We start from the raw sequence: 21420 nt of genomic DNA on the forward strand, positions 1-21420 counted from the left end.
AATCGAGTAGGAGAATAGCCATTAATTGACTATTCGTCCTCTCACACCACCGAGTGTACGGTTCAATATCTTGCGTAAGCCAACTCTACAAGTGGGGGTTAATGGTATTAACCCCCACTTGTAGAGTTGTTTTGTTGTAAGCGCACGATGAACCTCGTACGTGTATAAATGCTAATTTAAAAATGTACACTCTCGCTTGAATAAGTATGTACAAAAACGACTGTTTTAATCATAATTTGATTGAGGTGAAATTATGAACTATACAGTCAAAATAGATACAGAAATTAAAATCACAAGCCTTTCAGACTTACCAAAGCTGAAAGAAATGATGGAGAGTGCAAAAATGAAAATCAATAAAAGCAAGTTAGCTCGGGATCTTGGTAAAGATAGACGGACAATCGACAAATACTTAAAAGGTTACACACCGTCAAGTTCTCGAAAAAGAACTTCAAAAGTTGATAAATATTACAATGTAATCCAACTACTTTTATCAGAAGAAAGCCCACAAACCTTTTATTATAAAAGAGTATTATGGCAGTATCTCAAAGATAATCATGGCTTAGATTGTTCTCAATCACTTTTTAGAAGTTATATATCGAAGCACAAAACATTTAATGATTATTTTAAAACGGGGGCTAAAATTAAAACGCTTAAAAGCGTGGCACGTTACGAAACGGCACCAGGCACTCAAGCACAAGTGGACTGGAAAGAAAACATCAAATTTAGATTGAAAGACGGCAATGTCATTGAAGTTCATATCGCCATGTTAATCCTGTCTTACTCTAGATTTCGAATTTTTAATATTTCAACCACAAAATCACAAGAAATTCTGAAGTCTTTTTTAACCCAGTCATTTGAAATGATTGGCGGGGTGCCTAAAGAACTACTCACAGATAATATGAAAGCAGTGATGGATCAGCCCCGTACAAGATTCAGTAAAGGACAAATCAATCGTCGATTCGAACAATTCGCACATGATATGGGAACAAAAATACGACCGTGTATAGCAGGGAGACCTATGACAAAGGGTAAAGTGGAAGCTTCTATGAAACTACTTGATGAAATCCATGCCTATCAAGGCAAATTTAATTTGTCTGAGCTTCATGCATATATCTCAAAACTGAATCAAAGAGTGAATTATCAACTACATCAGGGTACGGGAAAAATACCGATTATTGAATTAGAAAAAGAAAAGAGCCACTTACTTCCACTTCCTACGGAAAAAGTAAGAGACTCCTATAGAATAATTGGACAACATGTAAAAGTTAACGCTTCCAATATGATTACGTACCAAGGCAATCAATATTCAGTACCATCTGAATATGCCAGAAAGCGCGTGCAATTACAAGTATTCAATCATGAACTACATGTATATTATAACATGAAGCTGATAGCGTGCCACTCTATAAGTAACGCCAAGTTGAATTATAAAGAAGCACATTATATTGAAGCACTACAATTATCATCCCCATATTATCCAGACATTGACGATTTAGCGAAAGAAAATTTAAAAGCCATTGGAGAGATGTATGAATGATGAAAACGAATTCTAACTATAGACAGCTTCTAGATAATTTAGAGTATCTGAAAATGAAACAAATGATATTACATCTGGATGAAGTTGTAGATTTTAATATTAGGAACGATGGTTCTATTATAGATGCTTTGATTAAGCTGACGAACTATGAAGTGGATATAAGAGAAAAAAATATGATTCAATCTATGGTTAAGGTGGCGGGGTTTCCATTTCAAAAGGAGCTGAATAGCTTTGATTTTGAGTTTCAACCGAGTATTAATCCACAGCAAATCAAGGATTTTATGTCTTTAAGATTTATAGAAAACAAAGAAAACATCGTTTTTTTAGGTCCTAGTGGGGTGGGTAAAACCCACCTCGCAACCGCCTTAGGCATAGCTGCTGCTAAAAAAAGAAACAGCACCTACTTTATAAAATGCCAGCAGTTGATTGAGGATTTACGTAAGGCTCACAATGAAGGGAGGCTTGAAACTAGGCTTAAACATTATAGTAAATATAAGCTTTTAATTATTGATGAAATTGGATATTTACCGATTGATGTTGAAGACGCAAAGTTGTTTTTTCAAGTTATTGATCGTCGATATGAAAAGAAAAGCACGATACTTACCACGAATATTAATTTTAAAGCATGGGATGAGGTATTCCAAGATACGAAGATAGCGAACGCAATCTTAGACCGCGTATTGCATCATGCCTCAATCGTATCTATCGTTGGAAAGTCTTATAGACTAAAAAACCATTTCCCTTCAGAAAAAGAATAAAACTGTACATGCTTATTTAAGCAAAATTGTACATATTTATCTTGACGTTTATATACGTGTTTGATAACCGCCAATATTCCTTGCGAGACTGTGCGATCTTCATTGCACTTCTATGGTCAAGACCATATTGGCGCAACATCTTATATTTTGTTCTTACTCTTTTCCACCGTTTAAGAATGAGTTGTCTAAGTCGGCGTTTTAGCCAAGATTGCGTGGTTTCAATAAATCCTCTGATAAAACCTCTACCAAAGTAATTGATCCAACCTCTCGTCACTTGGTTAATTTCAGCGATAATGTCTTTTGTTAATAGCGGTTTAAAAATGATGTTTTTTGGCGGTTTGAAAATGTCGTTTTTTAGCGGTTTAAGATTGTCTCATATTTAAGGATTTTTCGTTTTTATAATCTTTTAATCGATAAGATTCTCCAGTAATTTTAAATACTTTAGAGTGGTGAATTAATCGATCAATTATAGCTGCTGATGCAATCTTATTACTAAATGACTCACCTCAACTAGAAAACGGAATATTAGTCGTAATTATTGTTGATTTCATTTCATATGGAATGTCAACAGTTTCCCGTATTCTGTACTTCGTAAATCTGTAACCTCCAATCTTTACTTTGTATTGAATATTGTTCGGTCCTTCGGTACATTTTCCCTACTATGACCTCTGCTGACTTCTCATCATTCGTTGTTACTACGATATTTCTATCGCTGGTGAGACCTCCCCGGGTAAGGTGTAACCCCTTTACACTCATGCCACCGCATCATTTACGATATAGAACTCGGGTAGTATGGGACTTCATCTTGTTCAGCAGACTCATCCATTCTATAACGCCTTAGTATGATATTTCTGTTCGTCGGTGCGAGTGTTTGCGTCCGACTTCCTTCAGATTCCACTTCACAATGGACACCCTTGTCTTTCGCTAACAGTTCCTACTACCAAGTCTGTAACGGACTTTCACCGTCAAGGTGTTACCCATGCCGGGCGCACCCAAAAAAGCTCGGACTGTCTGTGGAATAGCTATCAACTATCCCAAAACAATCCGAGCTCATCAAAATCTTAACCCACAAAAGCTTTTAACATCCAGATATGCTGTTCTAATTCTGTTGTAATTTCAATAAACATATCGGCTGAGCGATCATCTCCAGCTTCTTCAGCATTACCTTGTGCGACTTTCAATTCCTTCACAATCGTTTCAAAATCTGAAGCCAATTGTGACACCATTGCGTCCGCACTGATACCATATTCTGCTTCATCAATGCTAGACACTTCTAACACTTCACTCATTTTACCGATAGGGTGGCCTTCTAACGCCAATGCACGTTCTGCAATCTCATCGACATAAATCGCCACTTTATTATATAACTCTTCAAATTTTTCATGTAAAGCGAAGAAGTTGTGACCTTTCACATACCAATGATAGTTATGAATTTTTGTCCATAATACTGTGAAATTTGATAATTGTAAGTTTAAATCTTTAACGACTTGTTCTCTACCTTGAGCCATCTTTTATCTCACCTTTCTTATGATTCATTTTTACATATCCGTTCATCTGTTGCTAAAGTCGTACTTCAACAACAATTGTACGCATGAATGTATGGTTTATAATTTTGATTGCAAATACGCTGAAACAGCTTTCACTTGTTCAGGATTACTCTCTTCAAGTGTAAATACACCATAGTCAAATGTAATCGTCAATGTTTGACCTTCTGCTTGAATGTCTTTAATTTCACTAAACTGGATATTGCGGTAATAAAATTGACCGTCCATATCCACATTTAAAATAAGGCGTTCGTTTGTCACGACGTACGCCGCTTCAAAACGCTTTGTTTCATCTTTCATTTGATAAGGCATGATGCCTTTTACGGACGTTTCTACATGTTCTGTTGGAAATAAATCATCCGGGTTCACTCTATCTAAAATCATACTTAAAACCTCACACTCACAAATTTAAAAATCTCACTACCTAGCACCACACTAAGCAAGGAAAGGCGATAGTCATCAAGCAGAATGTAAACTTACATACTCTCCTTACCCATCGCCTTCTTTGTGCTATCGATATTTACCACACATCCATCAAACGTGATTGATATGCACTGTGATTTACAGCACTTTATTTTGTACCAACTTCAGCAACAATTGCGTCTAATTGATCTTCCATACCTAATGCTTTTGCCACACCTGTACCATAGTTTACATCCGCTTGGTAACAGTTTTTAATGTGACGACGTTTTACCTCATCCGTTGTACCTTCCATTTCATTCGCAGTTGTTTCAAACATACGTTGTTGTTGTTCAGGTGATTGTAAACGGAACAATTTACCTGGTTGTTCGAAGTAGTTGTCATCGTCTTCTCTGAAATCATATTCATATGCCGCACCTTCTAATGCCAATGGCGGACGTTTGTATTCAGGTTGACTTTCGAATGCACCGTTGCTGTTTGGATAGTAGTGCGTTTTACCACCTTGGTTGCCGTCTAAGAAACGCATTGCACCATCTCGACTGAATGGGCATAAGTTTTCGACACCGACACCTTTAGGTTGGTTAACTGGAATTTGCCAGTGGTTAACACCTAAGCGGTAACGTTGTGCATCACCGTATGAGAATAAACGACCTTGTAACATTCTGTCAGGTGAAAAATCAAGACCTGGAATAATGTTTGTCGGTGCAAACGCCGCTTGTTCTACGTCCATAAAGTAGTTTTCTGGGTTGCGGTTCAATTCGAATTCCCCAACTTCGATTAATGGGTATTCCCCTTTAAACCAAACTTTTGTTAAATCAAATGGGTTATCTTTATGATTTTTCGCTTGTTCTTCTGTCATCACTTGGATGTACATTTTCCATTTAGGGAAGTTGCCTTCTTCAATCGCATTGAACAAGTCACGTTGTGAAGATTCACGGTCATGCGCAACAACATTGGCTGCTTCTTCTGCTGACAAGTTTTCGATACCTTGTTGTGTTCTGAAGTGGAATTTCACCCAAACACGTTCATTGTCCGCATTAATCATTGAATACGTATGTGAACCGAAGCCGTGCATATGTCTGTAACTCTTAGGAATACCACGATCAGTCATTAAAATTGTCACTTGGTGCAATGCTTCAGGTAATGACGTCCAGAAATCCCAGTTGTTTTGCGCGCTTCTCATGTTTGTACGTGGATCACGTTTTACAGCATGGTTCAAGCTTGGGAACAATTTAGGATCGCGGAAGAAGAATACCGGTGTATTGTTCCCTACAAGGTCCCAGTTTCCTTCTTCAGTATAGAATTTCAATGCGAAACCACGAATGTCACGCTCAGCATCAGCCGCACCACGTTCACCCGCAACTGTAGAAAAACGTGCAAACATTTCTGTTTGTTTACCCACTTCTGAGAAAATTTTTGCACTTGTGTATTTTGTGATGTCGTTTGTTACTGTAAATGTACCAAATGCCCCTGATCCTTTTGCATGCATACGACGCTCAGGAATGACTTCACGATCAAAATGTGCTAATTGCTCTAAAAAATATATATCTTGCATCAATAATGGCCCGCGTGGACCTGCAGTCATTGAATTTTCTCGATCACTGACTGGATGTCCAAATAAACCTGTTAATTTCGATTCATCTCTATTCATAACTTTACACCTCTAGATTAGAATTATTTTAATTTAGTATACCATCACTTGATAGTAATTACAAAGTAAATTAAACAAAATTTAAAAATTTGTTTCCTCACTATACTAAAAATATCGCTTCAACATTGTCACAACAGCCTTTAATGAATTGTTACTGTTTTGTGGCAAAAAAGGAGGCGCTTCTCAAAAACGACCTTCCTCTTTTCAATTACAACCCTTTTATTCCGATTCAGGTATAAACTGTCCAAGGGCACATTGTATATGTGCAAGATGATGTCGCTCATGCCAACGTAACTTCGCAATGGTTTCACCCACTGTAATTGTACCACTACCTTCTAATTCAAAACCTCGCTCCAATTGTGCCGCAGATAAATGTTGCCCGATGGCGCTAACCCGTTGATTCAATGCATCAAGCAACTGAATCGCTACATCTATTGGCAATTGCCCATCTGCCAATGTGACCCATGCATCTTGTTTAAACTCTGCAACGTTTGGATGATCATCCGTTAATGCAAGTTTCAATCGCTGATACAAGTTAAGCTGTGAATCCGCAATATGATGGACCAGTTGCGCTACTGTAAAACTTCCCTCACGATATGTCGACTGTAATTCACGTTCGCTCAAATTTGTAACCGCTTTCTTCAAATCCTGTACATACGTTTGAATATCCGCTACCCATTCCCTTACATGTTGCTGTGTGATGTGCTCGGGTATTTCTAATTGCCCGATTGGAAATCGTTTGTCCAAATTGACCCCTCCCATTCATATTAAGACACCTTAATCATATCATTTAACACTAAAATTGTAATTCATCGTGATCACTTCTTGCATTTTTATTTTTCTATTAAAATAAATCAAACTTCATTTCATCAATCCCATCGTCTAATGTCGAGTGATTCAAATCCCTAAACCATTGATAAATCTATATAAATCATCATCTTTCCTCATTCAACACAGAACAAGCCTATTTGAAAGATGAATGCAAATATTTTGCACAAATATTAATCATTCATTAACTATTATTAAATACACGTAATAATTCTTTTTCTATTTATTTATTGTGTTATATTTGTATCAACAAAACAAAGGAGTGTGTTATATGAAGAAATTTTTAGTTGCAGGTTTAACAGTAGGGATTTTATCAACAGGGGTATTTGCAGCAACAAGTCATAACGCAGACGCTAAAGTCACATCTCAAAACGGGATTATTTTACATGATGATGAGGCATTGCTTGAGCACGAATTAACTTATATCGATGTTTTAATCGATCCTCATGCAAGTGTTAAAACAAAAACACGCCTTCAAGCGTACTTTGCTGCACAAGGATTACATTCAATCAGTGCGATCGTGAAAAAAGGACAAAAAGACGGTTTAGACACTTCTAAATACAATTATTTACTTTCAAAATCAAGTTCTTATCGCGTTTTTTAATCAAACCATCGCTTGGCGTAGGACCATGATATCTCTTAGATTTCTGTCCTGCACCAAGCTTTTTTAATGCACCAGACACCCACTTCATTTTCTGACGTGAACTTCGATTCAAACTTTATATTATGAAGTGATCGTTATCGTCATCGTTACTCTCTAACTTTTTTTCAACAAAGTGACCTTTTCAGCCGCTTCCTCCTCCCTGGATTGGATACAATAAAGCTATTCAAACAAACATTCTAAGAGGAGGTCACACAATATGAACGAAAAAAACATGTATTCTAACGACCACTTATCTGATTTGATTACACACGAAGTTAAAAAGCTCACAGAACGTTCGGTCGCATCTTCTCCCGCTTATCAGGCGCCTACTACCGAATTAATTAATAAATATAAGACAATGCCCATCCCTAAAAAAGGAAAAGGCATAGAAAAGGTTGTAGACTTACTCAATCAAGAAATATTAAATTACAACTTAGCAACCACTCATCCTAGATACTTCTCTTTTGTTCCAGGGCCCGCCTCGCCTTTATCATGGCTGACAGACATCTTAACGAGCGCACACAATGTTCACGCTTCCAACTTTTCAAATGCAGCGCTTCCGATTACAATTGAACATCGCTTAATCCATTATTTAAGTGAAAAGATTGGTTTCAATCCTTCTTTATCTAGCGGTGTTTTTGTTTCAGGCGGTTCATCAGCGACACTCACAGCAGTGACTGCGGCGAGAGACGCAATGACATCGCTCACACAACTTCCAAAATCGACCGTTTATATGACCCGACAAGCGCATTTTTCTGTCGCAAAGGCCTTTCATATTGCAGGTTTTGCCGCTTCACAAATCCGTTATATTCCAACAGATGCTGACTTTACGATGGATGTTACGGCATTAAAAGAACAAATTCAACAAGATATCGTAGCAGGTTACAAACCTACAATTATTGTCATCACAACGGGAACAACCAATACTGGTGCCATTGATGATCTCGAAAGCATCACGCAAATCGCACATGAACATCACATGTGGGTCCATGCAGATGGCGCTTATGGCTTGTCTCATATTTTCACTCAAGAAGGTGCTAAAAAACTTAGAGGCATTGAACACGTGGATAGCGTGACATGGGATGCGCATAAATTGTTATTCCAAACCTATAGCTGCGCAATGGTTATCGTCAAAGACAAAAAACATCTCCTTCAAACCTATGGTGTCTCTGCTGAATACTTAGATGATGTTGCATCAAAGGATAATATTGACCCTGACCAATTAGGCATTGAATTAACACGTCCCCCAAGAGGATTGAAATTATGGGTCACATTACAAACATTGGGCGAAGAGGAAATCACGCGCCGCATTGCACACGGTCAAGAGATGGCACGTTATGCTGCGCAACAAGTAGAACGAATGCCACAATGGCAAGTGGTGACACCTCCACAATTGTCGATTCTCAACATTCGTTATGAAGACAAGCGCAAAACGACCGAACAAAACAACCAAATACTCCAATATGCCGCGCAACGGATGGCATCGTCTGGCTATGCGGTGACTTATACAACGAGACTTAACGAACACCGTGTCATTCGCCTCTGCACAATTAATCCGAATACAACCACTGCAGATATTGATGGGACACTTGAACGGCTCAACACCTTCGTTCAAGAGGCCTATGCGACACTTTAAACAGTGTTTCACATGTATAAAAAAGATGAACCCCTAAAGTTGAACTTTAAAAAAACCCAACTTTAGGGGTGTTTCATTTGAATAAAAAACATGACTTAGATTTTACCGTTTCACCAGGTTTTGTTGACGGTGCTTTTGTTGCAATATAATGGAAGTATTAAACTCTGCAACACGTTCCATCTTCAAAATGATCTCGTTTAAACTCATAATATCTCGTGTTTGGCCTTTAATAATATATTTCTCTCTACCTGTTACGGCATAGCACTCATGAAAGTCTGATATTTGTTGCAACTGCTGCTCAAATGTATCGATTGTTCCTTTCACTTCAGTTATTTTCATAAAAAACCCTATCATATAACCCAATTTTTCGTAATTAATGTCTACATTAAAAGCTTGAATCACTCCTGACTCTATCATTTTTGAAATTCGGTTTTTGACACTGGGTTCGGATAACATTACCAATGAAGAAATGGTTTTCACTTTCATCCGGGCATTGGTTTTCAGCAACTTCAAAATATGTAAATCCATTTCGTCCATAGCACTACCTTCTTTCTATACTGAAATACATCAGTCACATCCGTGATACGAGAATGATTGTTCAACTAGTATCTATTATATAGGTTAGAACACACTTGATTCAATATCACCTCGCATTGCTTTTGAATCCTTCTCAACATACTTGTAAGCAATCATCCAATATTTTAAAACATTTCCCTTGAAACGGACACCCATCTCATTTATAATAAAAATTGTCTTCATTAGAATCGGCAAAAAGAGAGGAGATGAACCATTTGTCTAAACGTCGTGATGCCATTAGAAATGAACAACTTATTTTAGACACCGCACAAACACTTTTCGATACCAGTAATGTCGAAGCTGTCAGTATGAAAAAAATTGCAGAAACCGCACAAATTGGAACTGGCACGCTTTATCGTCACTTTTCTAGTAAATCTGATATTTGTTCTGCCTTACTCGCTCACGAAGTTACACGTATGTTCGAACGCATTGCACAACGCAAGAAGCAAATATCTGATCCTCATGAATTGTTGCGTTTCATTTTTCTGTCGCTCATTGAACTTATGGAAAAAAATGTTGCCCTGATAAAAGAGATAGAACGAACAGACAAACAAAAGCGCGTCATGATGCAAACACCTTTTTATATCAAGTTAAAAGAAGAAGTCATGGCTTGTGTCATTGCTTTAGATGTCGTTAAAGATGCAGATTTTCTCACTGATATGCTCATCAACTCCTTTTCAGCAGATGTTTTTGAATATCAACACTATGTAAAACAAATTCCGTCAGAGCAATTTGTTGACAGAATCTTAAAAATATTTATCCGTGGTATCCAATCAAATTAAAATAACTCTAATCACGAAAGGAAGATGTAAAATGAACTTTGAAAATACAGCACTCGTACTGATTGATTTACAAAAAGGCATTGCCAACATGGGAGAAACAGCTCCCCACAGTGTCGATACAGTGATAGACAATGCAAGCAAAATGGTGAAATTGTTCAAAAACAATAACGGCTTTGTTGCTTTTGTCCGCGTCAAATTCCTCGATGGTAAAGATGCGTTACAACCTAATGCGATGCGCCCCTTACCTGGTGGTACGAAACCCCCTGCGGAATTTTCTGAAATTGTAGATCAGCTTGGTGCAGGCCCAGATGATTATATTATCGACAAACGCGGTTTCAGTGGCTTTTTCGGTACAGATTTAGACCTACAATTACGTCGTCGTGGTATTAAAAACATCGTTATCGGAGGCATATCCACTCATATTGGTGTCGATACAACAGCGCGTGATGCCTATCAATATGGTTATGACCAATACTTTATTTCTGATATGATGTCTGCACCAGAAGCATCATTACACCATTATTCAATCGAAAACACTTTCCCTATCATGGGACAAGTCTTGACGACAGATGAAATGATGGCACAACTGCAATCCGAAAAATAAAAGTCACAACAAATCAGTGAATCACACGGAAGTCGACATTAAGATTTCCGTGTTCTTTTAACGCTTTATCAAACTCAGAGAACACGATGTCGTTTTGAATGACTACTACGAACATCATTATCTGAAGCATAACACCTTGTTTAACTACATCTCATTTAATCTAATATAAAGAAAGGGATTTCATTATGGAGAAAAAACGTATATCGCCATTATTTATCATCATTATGGCAGGTCTCGCCGCATTCGGCCCATTGTCTATTGATATGTATTTGCCCGCTTTGCCTGAAGTCAAAAATGCACTCAATACAACGACTGCCAATGTTCAATTAACACTGACCTTTTTCATGGTTGGTTTAGCGGTAGGAAATATTGTTGCAGGAACCGTCTCTGATTCCACAGGACGAAAAAAACCACTCATGTTCAGTCTCGTTTTATATATTATTTCTTCTATCGTCATTGCCCTTGCACCTCATGTGACGATTGCCATTATTTTCCGCTTTATTCAAGGCGTTTCTGGTGGTGCAGGTATTGTATTATCCAGAGCCATTGCTACGGATTTATATAAAGGTAAAGCACTCACGCAGTTTTTAGCCATGCTTATGCTTGTCAACGGCGCAGCACCCGTACTTGCCCCGATGTTCGGTGGAATTATTCTTAGTTTTGCCAATTTCCGTGTGATTTTCTGGATTTTAGCAGCACTTAGTATTTTAATGCTCATTGGTACACACTTTAAAATCAATGAAACATTACCTGTTGAATCACGTAGACCCGCACGTGTGAAAAATGTACTTGCGGATTTCAAGGCATTATTGACACGGCGTTCTTTCCTTATTCCGATGTTAATTCAAGGTTTCACTTTTGCGATGTTTTTTGGTTATATGGCCGCTTCTCCATTTATTATGCAAAATATTTATGGCTTGAGTGCACAACAATATAGTTACATCTTTGCGATGACTGGCTTAGGATTAATTATTACAGCACAATTGACAGGGCGCCTTGTTGAGCATATCAATCAACATACATTGTTCCGTATTTTCTCGGTTATTCAACTTATCGGTACTGCCATTGCAATCATCGCTTTAATCAACCATTTGACACTTTGGATTTTATTGCCTTCATTCTTGCTTATCGTAGCCCCTGTCGCGGGTATCGGTACGCTAGGGTATGCCATTGCTATGGAAGGTCAACAAAAAGGTGTTGGTAGCGCATCAAGTTTAGTCGGTCTTATGCAATACTTCATTGGCGCAATCGCCACCCCTTTAGTTGGGTTACAAGGAGAACATAGTTTTGTCCCTTACCTTTGGGTCATTACGATTACGATGAGCCTAATTATCATTTTTCAACTTTATCAATATTTCGTGGTGGAGAAACAACAACCGACAAGAAACTAATCTCTATGTAAAGACTTCATATGATTGCTGTCTAAATTGAGAAAGGCTTTATGATATGACCACCTGATATGTTAACGATACACATCACAATAACCTCAATGATTAAAAATCGTCGTTATTTGATGTGGAGTTCGCATTTTTGATTTCTAAATATGTCGTTATTATAATAAAAGTATGTTGTTATAAGATAAATAGAATGGGGGAAAATAGAATTATGAAAGTTGGTATTATTGGTGCAACTGGTAAATCAGGGCGTTTAATTACTGCCGAAGCACAAAAACGAGGATTGGACGTTACGGCAATTGTACGTGATGCTTCAAAGTTAGACGATACAAGTTTGAATGTGATAGAGAAGGACATTTTCGACTTGACGACAGAGGATTTAAAGTCATTTGATGTCGTCGTTAATGCTTTTGGTACACCACTCGGACAAACACAACCACATATTGACGCAGGTCGTGTATTGATTCAGGCATTAAGTGGGACAACAACACGACTCGTCGTTTTAGGCGGGGCTGGCAGTTTATATGTTGATGAATCTAAGACGAAAAATGGTTTTGCAGCGGGACGTGTGCCTGATTTTGCTTACGAAATCGCATTAGGTCAAGCACAGAATTTAGAAGATTTACAAGCGACAACGGATTTGAACTGGACATTTGTGAGTCCATCTGCTTTCTATGATCCTGAGGGACCGCGCACAGGTCGATATCGCACAGGTACGGATGTAATGCTTTATAATTCAGAGGGGGAAAGCTATCTGAGCTATCCAGATATGGCATTAGCGATTGTGGATGAAGTAGAACATGGTGCACATCTAAGACAACAAATGACTGTTGTAAGTGAAAAACAATAAAACCGAGATGAATAGGGAACAATGAACGGTGGCAAAATGAAACTTATTTTCAGTTTGTTATGAGATACGTTATCAAATATGTGATTGCCCTTCATTTTACAGAAAAAGTGTAGTAAAGAGCGCCTATCACCGATAGATAAGGTGGACATGCTTTTCAAAATGGTAGGTTAGACCTCATTTGAACTGTACCTAATCTGATAGAACATTGAATCGTAAAAAATCACGAAATCGAGATTTTATTGTTGATATATTTTTTATACCTGTTATAATTAAAAACGTAAATTTCAATAAAGAAGGGAACTCTTAATTATGTCTAAACTACTTTATATTACAGCACATCCACTAGATGAACGCGTATCCGCATCAATGGCAACAGGAAAAGCCTTCAAAGCTGCTTATGAAAAGGCACATCCTGAAGATGAAGTGGTACACATCGACTTATTCAAAGAAAATATCCCTCATATCGATGGCGATGTTTTTTCAGGTTGGGGTAAATTACAAAATGGTGAAGCTTTGACAGAAACTGAAAGCCAAAAAGTCAACCGTCTAGGTGAAATTGTAGACGAATTTATCAATGCAGATAAATATGTTTTTGTAACACCAATGTGGAACTTATCTTTCCCACCAGTGATGAAAGCTTACATTGATGCTGTTGCGGTAGCTGGTAAAACGTTTAAATATACGCCTGAAGGGGCTGTCGGCTTATTGACTGACAAAAAAGCTTTGCATATCCAAGCACGTGGCGGTTTCTACTCTGAAGGTCCTGGTCTTGATTTAGAGAATGGCGATCGTTACTTAAAAACAATGATGGGATTCTTTGGTGTCCCTTCTTACGAAACACTCACGATTGAAGGGCATCATGCTTCACCAGAACGTAGTGAAGAAATTAAAACAGCAGCACTTAAAGAAGCAGAAGCATTAGGTGCACGCTTCTAGTATTATAATATACAGTAGATTGCATAAGGCGTAGATTGTCCTTTTCTCATAATGAAATGGCTATGCTACGCCTTATTTTTTATGCTTTTTTACCAAAAAGACTACACGATTCGAATGGATAAGGGCTTTTCATCTTCTCCGATCAACGTGTCTATCAAGAAGCAAGTGATTTGTCTTGCTATATTCTGATTCAAGCGAACTGATTTGTAATCAAAACCCATTCGCTCCTAATAAAATACGTCCATTAAACAACCCTTTTTTGGAATCTCTTCTTCATGAATGATGTACATACGCTTATTTTTGTCTTTTTTGTGAATTCAATCACACTTGTATTGTGTAAGTTATCACAATCAAATATAATCAGTTTATAGATATATAAATTATACTAACAGACCATTAAATTTGAGATGTATTCAATAAGGAGGCGTATGGTTTATGGTAAGATGGTTGCAACAAAATACCATTGCAAGCATTATTTTATTAGTGTTACGTCTTTACTTAGGCTATGGTTGGCTAATGTCCGGTTTAGGTAAAGTGATGCACGGCGGATTTAACGCAGGGGGATTCTTACAAAATGCAGTACAACACCCCGTTATGACAACAGATGGAGGCGCACAATATCCTATTTTCACTTCATTTTTAGAACATATTGTCATTCCTATGACCCCGTTAATTAACGTCCTAATTCCTACACTTGAAATTATCACAGGTGTAACATTAATCTTAGGGCTTTTCACACCCATTGGTGCACTGATTGGACTCGTGCTTAATTTTCTATTCTTATTCGCAGGCACCGTTTCAGTCAATCCGCTCTATGTTTTAATTGGATTTTTCATCTTTGTTGGTGGCTATAACAGTGGCTTCTTCGGTGTCGATCGCTTTATAAAAACACAATTAAGTCACAAATTTTTCAGCATTTTTAATTACCACCCGCATGAGAAGAATTAAAAATATTGAATATGACCATAAAATCAAGTAGAAACTGATGCAACATCACGCATCAGTTTCTTTTTTCATTTATATATGGATGACAACGTACGTCAACGCTCTATCCACTTTATTCCCTTCATACATTGCAACGCCCCCTTATGGCATACCGCTTATACGTATGACTTGTTTCGGTTGTTGTTGTAAAAACGCTAAATAATCATTCATGGCAATATCTGAATCGACAAAAATCACACGTCCACCATCACGTGTACCGGAGGGCTTCATCTTTTGAATACGATGATAACCCTGCGCCGATGCAAAATACCCTGTCGTATAATACAAGTCATCAGACACACACAACTCTCCTTTCACGTGTTCAAATGCATTGACACACGTGGCAATCGTCAATGCATCTTGTATACGTGAATGCGTCAAAGGCTTATCCGAGCGATCTTCAAAACAAAAATGTGTTACGCGAATGCCCTTGGTTCCACTACAATCTAATCGCTCCCCACTTTGCGCTGATAAAATTACTGCCCCCGTATATCGCGTATCGTCAAAAATATACGATAAGCCTTTGTTTAATGCCTCCTCCGAAATCCCCTGTTCAAGGCATAATGTCGTTAGTGATGGCGACGTCTCTTCAATAATCGGTAATGCCTCGAGAGGATAAAGAGACGTTGTAATTTTTTCAACTTTTAAGTTTAAAAAATCCACTGCGCCATTATCATGTTGAAACCCTTTATCGAAAAATTCTCGGAGAACTTTTGGAATTTCATGTTCATGACAGATGGTTTCTGCGCCACTGATATGGACATTTTCTTGATTTGCTCGCATTTTAACACTATACATTATCCAGGCTCCTTTCCATTGCACGTTGCAACACCACAAAAAACTGTTTAAGATCTTGAACTTCATGAAACCACGACAATGACACGCGCAAAGCGGGCTTAGGTACAGTGGGATAACGAAAATAACTGACATAGTATCCTTCTGACTCTAATGACTGATACACTTTTTCAGCTTTGTCATAACTGTCAAAAGTAATGGCTTTAATCGGCGTTAAATCCTGAATCTGATAGGGATTGCCAAAATACTGTTGATACAGTTGATTAAAAGTCAGACTCAATTGGCGCAGGGCATTACTTCGCTCGGCATGTGTGAATACTCGCTTTAATTTTTCGTCCATGCGCACTAAATCGATGATCGGTAATGCATTAGAATAAATCAGCACACGTGCCGTATTGACGAGGACTTGTTTAAAAAGATGTGAACATAAAATCGCCCCGCCATGTGCACCCACCCCTTTAGATAAACTTGTCGTCAAAATATCAATATGTGCGTATGCCGTATGCAAGTTCAATCCAAACGCATGAGAATCATCTACAAGGAGCCATACATTCGGAATTTTTGCTTTCAATGCAATAAGGGCCTCTAACTGTGCCATATCTCCATGTGTTGAAAAAACACTGTCTGTCACAATCACCTTTGTCATCGATTCCGGATATTGACGTAATCGCTTTTCCAACGTTTGGATATCTTGATGCGGGTAGATGACCTTGTTCAATCGACTCAAACGAATCCCATCAATTAAGCTCGCATGATTCGCTGCATCCGACATGAGGATGACCTCCTCACCTTGAAATGCTTGCATGACCGCTAAATTCGCGTCGTAGCCACTATTCATTACCAGCGCATCTTCAAATTGAAAATGCTCGGCTAACGTCTGCTCTATTTGACGATAATGCGTAACATTCCCACTCACGAGACGGGAACTTGACGGATCTGAAGCATCACGCATGGATTCAATCGATAAAGGGATTTGACCCATGCCTAAGTAATCATTAGAGGTGAAGTTCAGCAATTGACGTCCTTCTATTTCAATCCATTTTCCATTAACTGCTGTCACTTCTCTCAATTGACGTCGTATTCCTTGCGCTTCGATGTCCTGTAGCTTGCGTTGTAAATCCATCATTCCTTGCCCCTTTCACTATTGCGATATGAGCACATCATGCAGTGCCTTTTTAAAAATACGAACCATCCGTTTTATTTCGCGATGCGACATCGTTAAAACAGGTACAAAAGTGATGACATTTTCTAAATTGCGAATCATCAAACCGTTTTCTTTACATTTAGCAATGATTGATTCCACTTTTTCTATGACCAATGGTGTTTTCCGCTCCCGGTTTGCGACTAATTCAACGCCAAACATCAGCCCTCTGCCTCGAATATCCCCAACGTTTGGATGTGTCTCCAGTGTCGATAATTGACGTTGTAATGTTTGAGACGTTTTTTGAATATGTTGAATTAAACGACGTCGCTGAAAAAGACGGATATTTTCTAAAGCCACCGTACAAACGATAGGATTCCCCGTATAGGTATGCCCATGAAAAAATGTCTTTTGCGCATGACTGTCACTTAAGAATGCGTCATATACCTTTTGAGAGGTCAACGTAGCGGCAAGCGGCAAATAGCCTCCTGTGATGGCCTTACCTAAACACATGATATCCGGTTCCACCGCTTCATGTTCACATGCAAACATGGCCCCCGTTCGACCAAAACCAACGGCCACTTCATCGACAATGAGCAAAATATGATACTTTCGACAGAGTCGTTCAATCGCTTTAAGAAACCCTTCAGGATGAACAAACAACCCCGTCGCCCCTTGAATCAGCGGTTCAATGACGAATCCTACAATCTCATCCGCATGTGTTTTTAACACGGATTCAATTTGTGTTAAAATGGCTGTCATCATTGTCTCTTCCGTCTCATAATCACTGTGATAAAACGAAGGACATTCGACTTGAATCGTCTCGAAAATCAAGTCTTTAAAAATCCGATGAAATGTATCGATACCGCCTACACTGACCGAACCAATCGTATCCCCGTGGTATGCCTGATGCAACGTCATAAATTTATTTTTACGTGCATACTTTTCTGGATCGATATTCTTCCAATATTGATATGCCATCTTAATCGCAATCTCCACTGCCGCGCTCCCTGTATCCGAATAGAAGACTTTTTTGAGGCGTGTTGGCGTCAACCCCACCAGTTCCTCTGCTAATAAAATAGAGGGGATATTTGATGCGCCTAACAATGTTGAATGTGCAATCGATTTAAGTTGGCGTTGTATGGCACGGTTCAGCTGTTGATTTTGATGACCGTGTACATTCACCCATAACGATGCATACCCATCTAAATACTTTCTTCCTTTCGTATCATATAAGTAGCTTCCTTTTCCTTTTTCGATGATGATTGGATCTTGTTGATGATACATTCCCATTTGTGTAAAAGGATGCCAAACATAATCACGATCTTTTTGAACTAATATGTCATGTTTCATCATTTCCACTCCTTCATTTGTTTCAATAATGTTGTTGAAAAGTCCGCAGACGTTCCTGCTTCTGGAAAAATTTCAACACGCCGTCCTGTATACTTTTCAATCGTTCGATGATTATCCCTTTCAATCGCTGTATGTGTATAACGGTTCATCAAAAATATCGTTTGAGGGAGTTGCATGGTGCTCACATAATGATGATGGACGAGCGCATCACTGATTGCCCCTAACTTTGAAGGTAAAACCGTAATGACACCATCCGCAGTATCACGAATTAAATCGGCTGTCATGTAAAAGTCTTGCTCACCTTCATAAATAGGCACGGCAACACCACCAGCCCCTTCAATTAATAGCACGTCACATCGTTCATGCCACGCATCAACCCATGCCATCATGGCTGCACGGTCAAACTGCTGCTGTGGTTCTAACTGAAATGCCAAATGGGGAGATACGGGGGGCGCAAATGTATAGAATCCTGTATCTTCATACGGTAAATCGCACATTTGTTGATAACACGACAAATCCGGATACGTCCCATCTGCACGTACTTCCGTTTGAAAAGGCTTAATAATATGTACTTTCAAACCTTGCTGCGTAAGGTAATGATACAAACGTGTCGTCACATATGTTTTACCGATATCCGTATTCGTACTTGTAATAAAACATTTCATTCTCTTCACCTCAGTAAATGAATAACGGGGACTGTCCTTATCTTAACGGTTTTCCACACCTATTGTAAACTTATTTTATAATTAGTTTACAATAATGCCGTCATGATAGATAAATTCACATCACTTCGTTATTACAACGCTCACAGATTAAAAGTATTTTATCAAATCATTTATAGGGAATTTAGTATATGTATTGAATTAAAAGCAAACTTGCTTTTATCATTAAATGAATCTATAAGGCAGAGGGGTAAGGGCAGATTTACCTTTAAAACAAGCGCTTTCATTCCTTAATACGCAACTTATTTCAAAAAAATTAGAAATTATTTTTATTATGATACAAAAACAAAATTTCTAGTAGATATAATATTTAATTGTAACCTATACGTCAACCATGCGTTTTAACACCCTTAAACCCGACTACTATATTGTTTCAAATTGTGAAAATATAAATTAATCATTTATAGACAATAATAAAATGTGTCGAAATTGTTACATATCAAAATACCCACCGAAAAAATTCGATTGCAAAACAGTATAAAAACGCTTACAATTCAATCAACACGGTCATCTACTCATTAGATGTCTTTAGCAGAAATTGGATTTTGGGGGGCAAAAAAGATGAATACTTTATTGATGCTCGTAGCACTAAGCGCTGTGATCGCACCTTTTATTTGTCTAGTGTTGTTGCGAATGTCTGCACTTGTGGGGATGACAATCAGTGCGATCGTAGTCATATTATTAGGTTTTTTTGTTTGGGGAATCGACGCTGGCGTCATTGGTGCATCTATACTTCAAGGGGCACATAAAACGTTAACGATTATTTTAATTTTATTCGGGGCACTGACATTACTCAACACGTTACGTGAGACGAATGCTGTTGCTCGAATTAACGCCAGTTTCCAAAGCGTATCGAGTGATATGCGCATTCAAGTCATTATTGTTGCTTTTTTATTTGGTTCATTAATTGAAGGGGCATCCGGCTTCGGTACACCTGCAATGGTGACAGCGCCACTGATGGTTGCCTTAGGTTTCAGGCCACTCGTTAGTGTAACAACTGCACTCTTAGCCGACAGTATCTCGGTATCATTTGGTGCAGTGGGCACACCTGTTATCGTTGGATTGAGTACTTTAAAAAATGCAGATGAGACGTTGTTCTCTCAAACTGCCATTCATGTTACCATCATTGACTTATTGAGCGGGATTTTCATTCCACTGATTATCGTAGCAACGATGATTATATTCTTTGGGAAATCGAACAAAGGCAAGGCACTTTTAGAAATTTTGCCATGGACTTTGCTCGTCGGCGTCGTTTATGCCTTGAGCGCTTTGTTCTATGCTGTACTGACTGGACCTGAATTTGTTTCAATACTTAGTTCATTAACGACACTCGTTGTCGCAGTCGTTACGGCTAAAAAAGGATGGCTTATTCCTAAAAATACATGGACTGACGTATTAGCTGATGATGCACAATTATCCGACTTATCTCAACCACATGAAATGAGTCTTTTATCCGCATGGTCACCTTACTTAATTGTTGTCGTTTTATTACTGCTCACACGTGTTATTGCACCGATAAAAACTTTCACAACAACGACTTTTGACCTATCATGGAATCACATCCTAGGCTATCAAACGATTTCGTCAAGTTGGCAGTTACTTTATTCTCCTGGGACGATTCTATTCATTGCGGCTATTTTCGCGATTATCATTCAACGCAAATCATTTCGTCACTTATTTAAAGCCTGTCAAGACTCTGCGAAAACGATTAGTATCACAGGATTCACGCTCATTGCAACATTAGCGATGGTCCATGTCTTTAGTAATTCCGGACTTAATGGTAAAACATTGCTCAGCATGCCAGAATTTATCGCCAATGGTATGGCACATACATTTGGTGATATGTGGTTATTCGTTGCGCCCTTCTTAGGTGCCCTGGGCTCATTCATTACGGGTAGTGCGACTGTTTCAACTTTAACCTTTGCACCGGTACAAGCGAATATTGCAACGGCCATTGGAGCCAATCTACACACTGTACTCGCTGCACAAGTCATTGGTGGCGCTGCTGGGAATATGATTTGTGTGCATAATGTTGTTGCGGTGTGTGCAGTCGTTAACATGTCAGGTAAAGAAGGAAGCGTGATACGTAAAACGTTAGGCCCAGCATTGCTCTATTGTGCCCTTGCTGGTATCAGCGCATTTATTTTTACAACATTTTTCTTTTAACTTGTTTAACGTGCAGATTTAAAAAGAGACCTCGGATTGACATACTACAACGATGGATCAACCCGATGGAAGTGAATCTAGAGTGGACAACAAAACCTTA

Annotated in this window: 21 protein-coding genes and 1 pseudogene; 11 read left to right on the top strand and 11 right to left on the bottom strand. The window is 38.5% G+C overall.

The annotated features are described in order from the left end of the window. Positions 1-253: 253 nt before the first annotated feature. Both istA and istB read left to right on the top strand, forming a co-directional pair. Positions 254-1537, top strand: coding sequence for an IS21 family transposase (gene istA / locus B5P37_RS05335; RefSeq protein ID WP_085237260.1), 1284 nt, complete (start codon positions 254-256; stop codon positions 1535-1537). Continuing rightward, on the top strand, positions 1537-2295 hold the full coding sequence (istB, locus tag B5P37_RS05340) for an IS21-like element helper ATPase IstB (protein ID WP_085238427.1): 759 nt from the start codon (positions 1537-1539) through the stop codon (positions 2293-2295). The genes istA and istB overlap by 1 nt, the downstream gene beginning before the upstream one ends. Before the next feature lie 52 nt (positions 2296-2347). Here istB and B5P37_RS05345 read toward each other — a convergent pair. The 6 genes and pseudogenes from B5P37_RS05345 to B5P37_RS05370 form a co-directional block, all read right to left on the bottom strand. Next, a pseudogene (locus B5P37_RS05345) lies at positions 2348-2599 on the bottom strand (group II intron maturase-specific domain-containing protein); the annotation flags it as partial. Between the two features lie 58 nt (positions 2600-2657). Next, the gene (locus B5P37_RS12350; protein ID WP_276307743.1) at positions 2658-2780 is read right to left on the bottom strand and encodes an ATP-binding protein; all 123 of its coding nucleotides are present in this window, start codon (positions 2778-2780) and stop codon (positions 2658-2660) included. A gap of 576 nt (positions 2781-3356) precedes the next feature. Beyond that, the gene (locus B5P37_RS05355) at positions 3357-3803 is read right to left on the bottom strand and encodes a Dps family protein (RefSeq protein ID WP_085237262.1); all 447 of its coding nucleotides are present in this window, start codon (positions 3801-3803) and stop codon (positions 3357-3359) included. Positions 3804-3899: 96 nt separating this feature from the next. Next, a complete protein-coding gene (locus B5P37_RS05360) occupies positions 3900-4223 on the bottom strand; it encodes a hypothetical protein (protein WP_085237263.1) in 324 nt (107 codons plus the stop codon). Between the two features lie 187 nt (positions 4224-4410). Then, positions 4411-5910 (bottom strand): catalase, encoded by a 1500-nt coding sequence (locus tag B5P37_RS05365; protein WP_085237264.1) that lies wholly within the window; start codon positions 5908-5910, stop codon positions 4411-4413. Positions 5911-6129: 219 nt separating this feature from the next. Next, positions 6130-6657 (bottom strand): YfiT family bacillithiol transferase, encoded by a 528-nt coding sequence (locus B5P37_RS05370; protein ID WP_085238428.1) that lies wholly within the window; start codon positions 6655-6657, stop codon positions 6130-6132. A gap of 352 nt (positions 6658-7009) precedes the next feature. Between B5P37_RS05370 and spn the strand changes: the two genes are divergently transcribed. Further along, positions 7010-7342, top strand: a complete 333-nt coding sequence (gene spn / locus B5P37_RS05375; RefSeq protein ID WP_085237265.1) for an SPIN family peroxidase inhibitor — start codon at positions 7010-7012, stop codon at positions 7340-7342. Between the two features lie 256 nt (positions 7343-7598). Beyond that, entirely contained in the window at positions 7599-9017 is a 1419-nt protein-coding gene (locus B5P37_RS05380) for a pyridoxal phosphate-dependent decarboxylase family protein (protein ID WP_085237266.1), read from the top strand. A gap of 102 nt (positions 9018-9119) precedes the next feature. On the opposite strand, the gene B5P37_RS05385 is transcribed toward B5P37_RS05380, so the two are convergent. Continuing rightward, entirely contained in the window at positions 9120-9554 is a 435-nt protein-coding gene (locus tag B5P37_RS05385; RefSeq protein ID WP_085237267.1) for an Lrp/AsnC family transcriptional regulator, read from the bottom strand. A 254-nt stretch (positions 9555-9808) separates the two neighbouring features. Between B5P37_RS05385 and B5P37_RS05390 the strand changes: the two genes are divergently transcribed. The 6 genes from B5P37_RS05390 (at position 9809) to B5P37_RS05415 (ending at position 15107) form a co-directional block, all read left to right on the top strand. Continuing rightward, the gene (locus B5P37_RS05390) at positions 9809-10375 is read left to right on the top strand and encodes a TetR/AcrR family transcriptional regulator (RefSeq protein WP_169710782.1); all 567 of its coding nucleotides are present in this window, start codon (positions 9809-9811) and stop codon (positions 10373-10375) included. 31 nt (positions 10376-10406) lie between these two features. Next, positions 10407-10979, top strand: a complete 573-nt coding sequence (locus tag B5P37_RS05395) for an isochorismatase family protein (protein WP_085237269.1) — start codon at positions 10407-10409, stop codon at positions 10977-10979. 185 nt (positions 10980-11164) lie between these two features. Beyond that, the gene (gene tcaB, locus B5P37_RS05400; RefSeq protein WP_085237270.1) at positions 11165-12370 is read left to right on the top strand and encodes a putative multidrug effflux MFS transporter TcaB; all 1206 of its coding nucleotides are present in this window, start codon (positions 11165-11167) and stop codon (positions 12368-12370) included. Between the two features lie 214 nt (positions 12371-12584). Further along, positions 12585-13223, top strand: a complete 639-nt coding sequence (locus B5P37_RS05405) for an NAD(P)-dependent oxidoreductase (protein WP_085237271.1) — start codon at positions 12585-12587, stop codon at positions 13221-13223. A gap of 309 nt (positions 13224-13532) precedes the next feature. Beyond that, positions 13533-14159 (top strand): FMN-dependent NADH-azoreductase, encoded by a 627-nt coding sequence (locus tag B5P37_RS05410; RefSeq protein ID WP_085237272.1) that lies wholly within the window; start codon positions 13533-13535, stop codon positions 14157-14159. Between the two features lie 435 nt (positions 14160-14594). Further along, positions 14595-15107 (top strand): DoxX family protein, encoded by a 513-nt coding sequence (locus B5P37_RS05415; protein ID WP_085237273.1) that lies wholly within the window; start codon positions 14595-14597, stop codon positions 15105-15107. A gap of 138 nt (positions 15108-15245) precedes the next feature. Here the strand turns inward: B5P37_RS05415 and B5P37_RS05420 are convergent, their stop codons facing one another. Genes B5P37_RS05420 through bioD form a run of 4 tightly spaced genes read right to left on the bottom strand, consistent with a single transcriptional unit; the run spans position 15246 to position 19097 of the window. Then, positions 15246-15941, bottom strand: a complete 696-nt coding sequence (locus tag B5P37_RS05420) for a 6-carboxyhexanoate--CoA ligase (RefSeq protein WP_085237274.1) — start codon at positions 15939-15941, stop codon at positions 15246-15248. Beyond that, positions 15934-17061 (bottom strand): aminotransferase class I/II-fold pyridoxal phosphate-dependent enzyme, encoded by a 1128-nt coding sequence (locus B5P37_RS05425; RefSeq protein WP_085237275.1) that lies wholly within the window; start codon positions 17059-17061, stop codon positions 15934-15936. The genes B5P37_RS05420 and B5P37_RS05425 overlap by 8 nt, the downstream gene beginning before the upstream one ends. 18 nt (positions 17062-17079) lie before the next feature. Next, positions 17080-18432, bottom strand: a complete 1353-nt coding sequence (gene bioA, locus B5P37_RS05430) for an adenosylmethionine--8-amino-7-oxononanoate transaminase (protein WP_103322097.1) — start codon at positions 18430-18432, stop codon at positions 17080-17082. Continuing rightward, positions 18432-19097, bottom strand: coding sequence for a dethiobiotin synthase (gene bioD / locus B5P37_RS05435; RefSeq protein WP_085237277.1), 666 nt, complete (start codon positions 19095-19097; stop codon positions 18432-18434). Before bioD ends, bioA begins: the two co-directional genes overlap by 1 nt. Before the next feature lie 618 nt (positions 19098-19715). Here bioD and B5P37_RS05440 point away from each other — a divergent pair. Next, positions 19716-21320 (top strand): L-lactate permease, encoded by a 1605-nt coding sequence (locus B5P37_RS05440; protein ID WP_085237278.1) that lies wholly within the window; start codon positions 19716-19718, stop codon positions 21318-21320. Positions 21321-21420 lie beyond the last annotated feature (100 nt).

It is taken from the genome of Staphylococcus lutrae, assembly GCF_002101335.1.
In the GTDB taxonomy this organism is placed as follows: Bacteria; Bacillota; Bacilli; order Staphylococcales; family Staphylococcaceae; genus Staphylococcus; species Staphylococcus lutrae.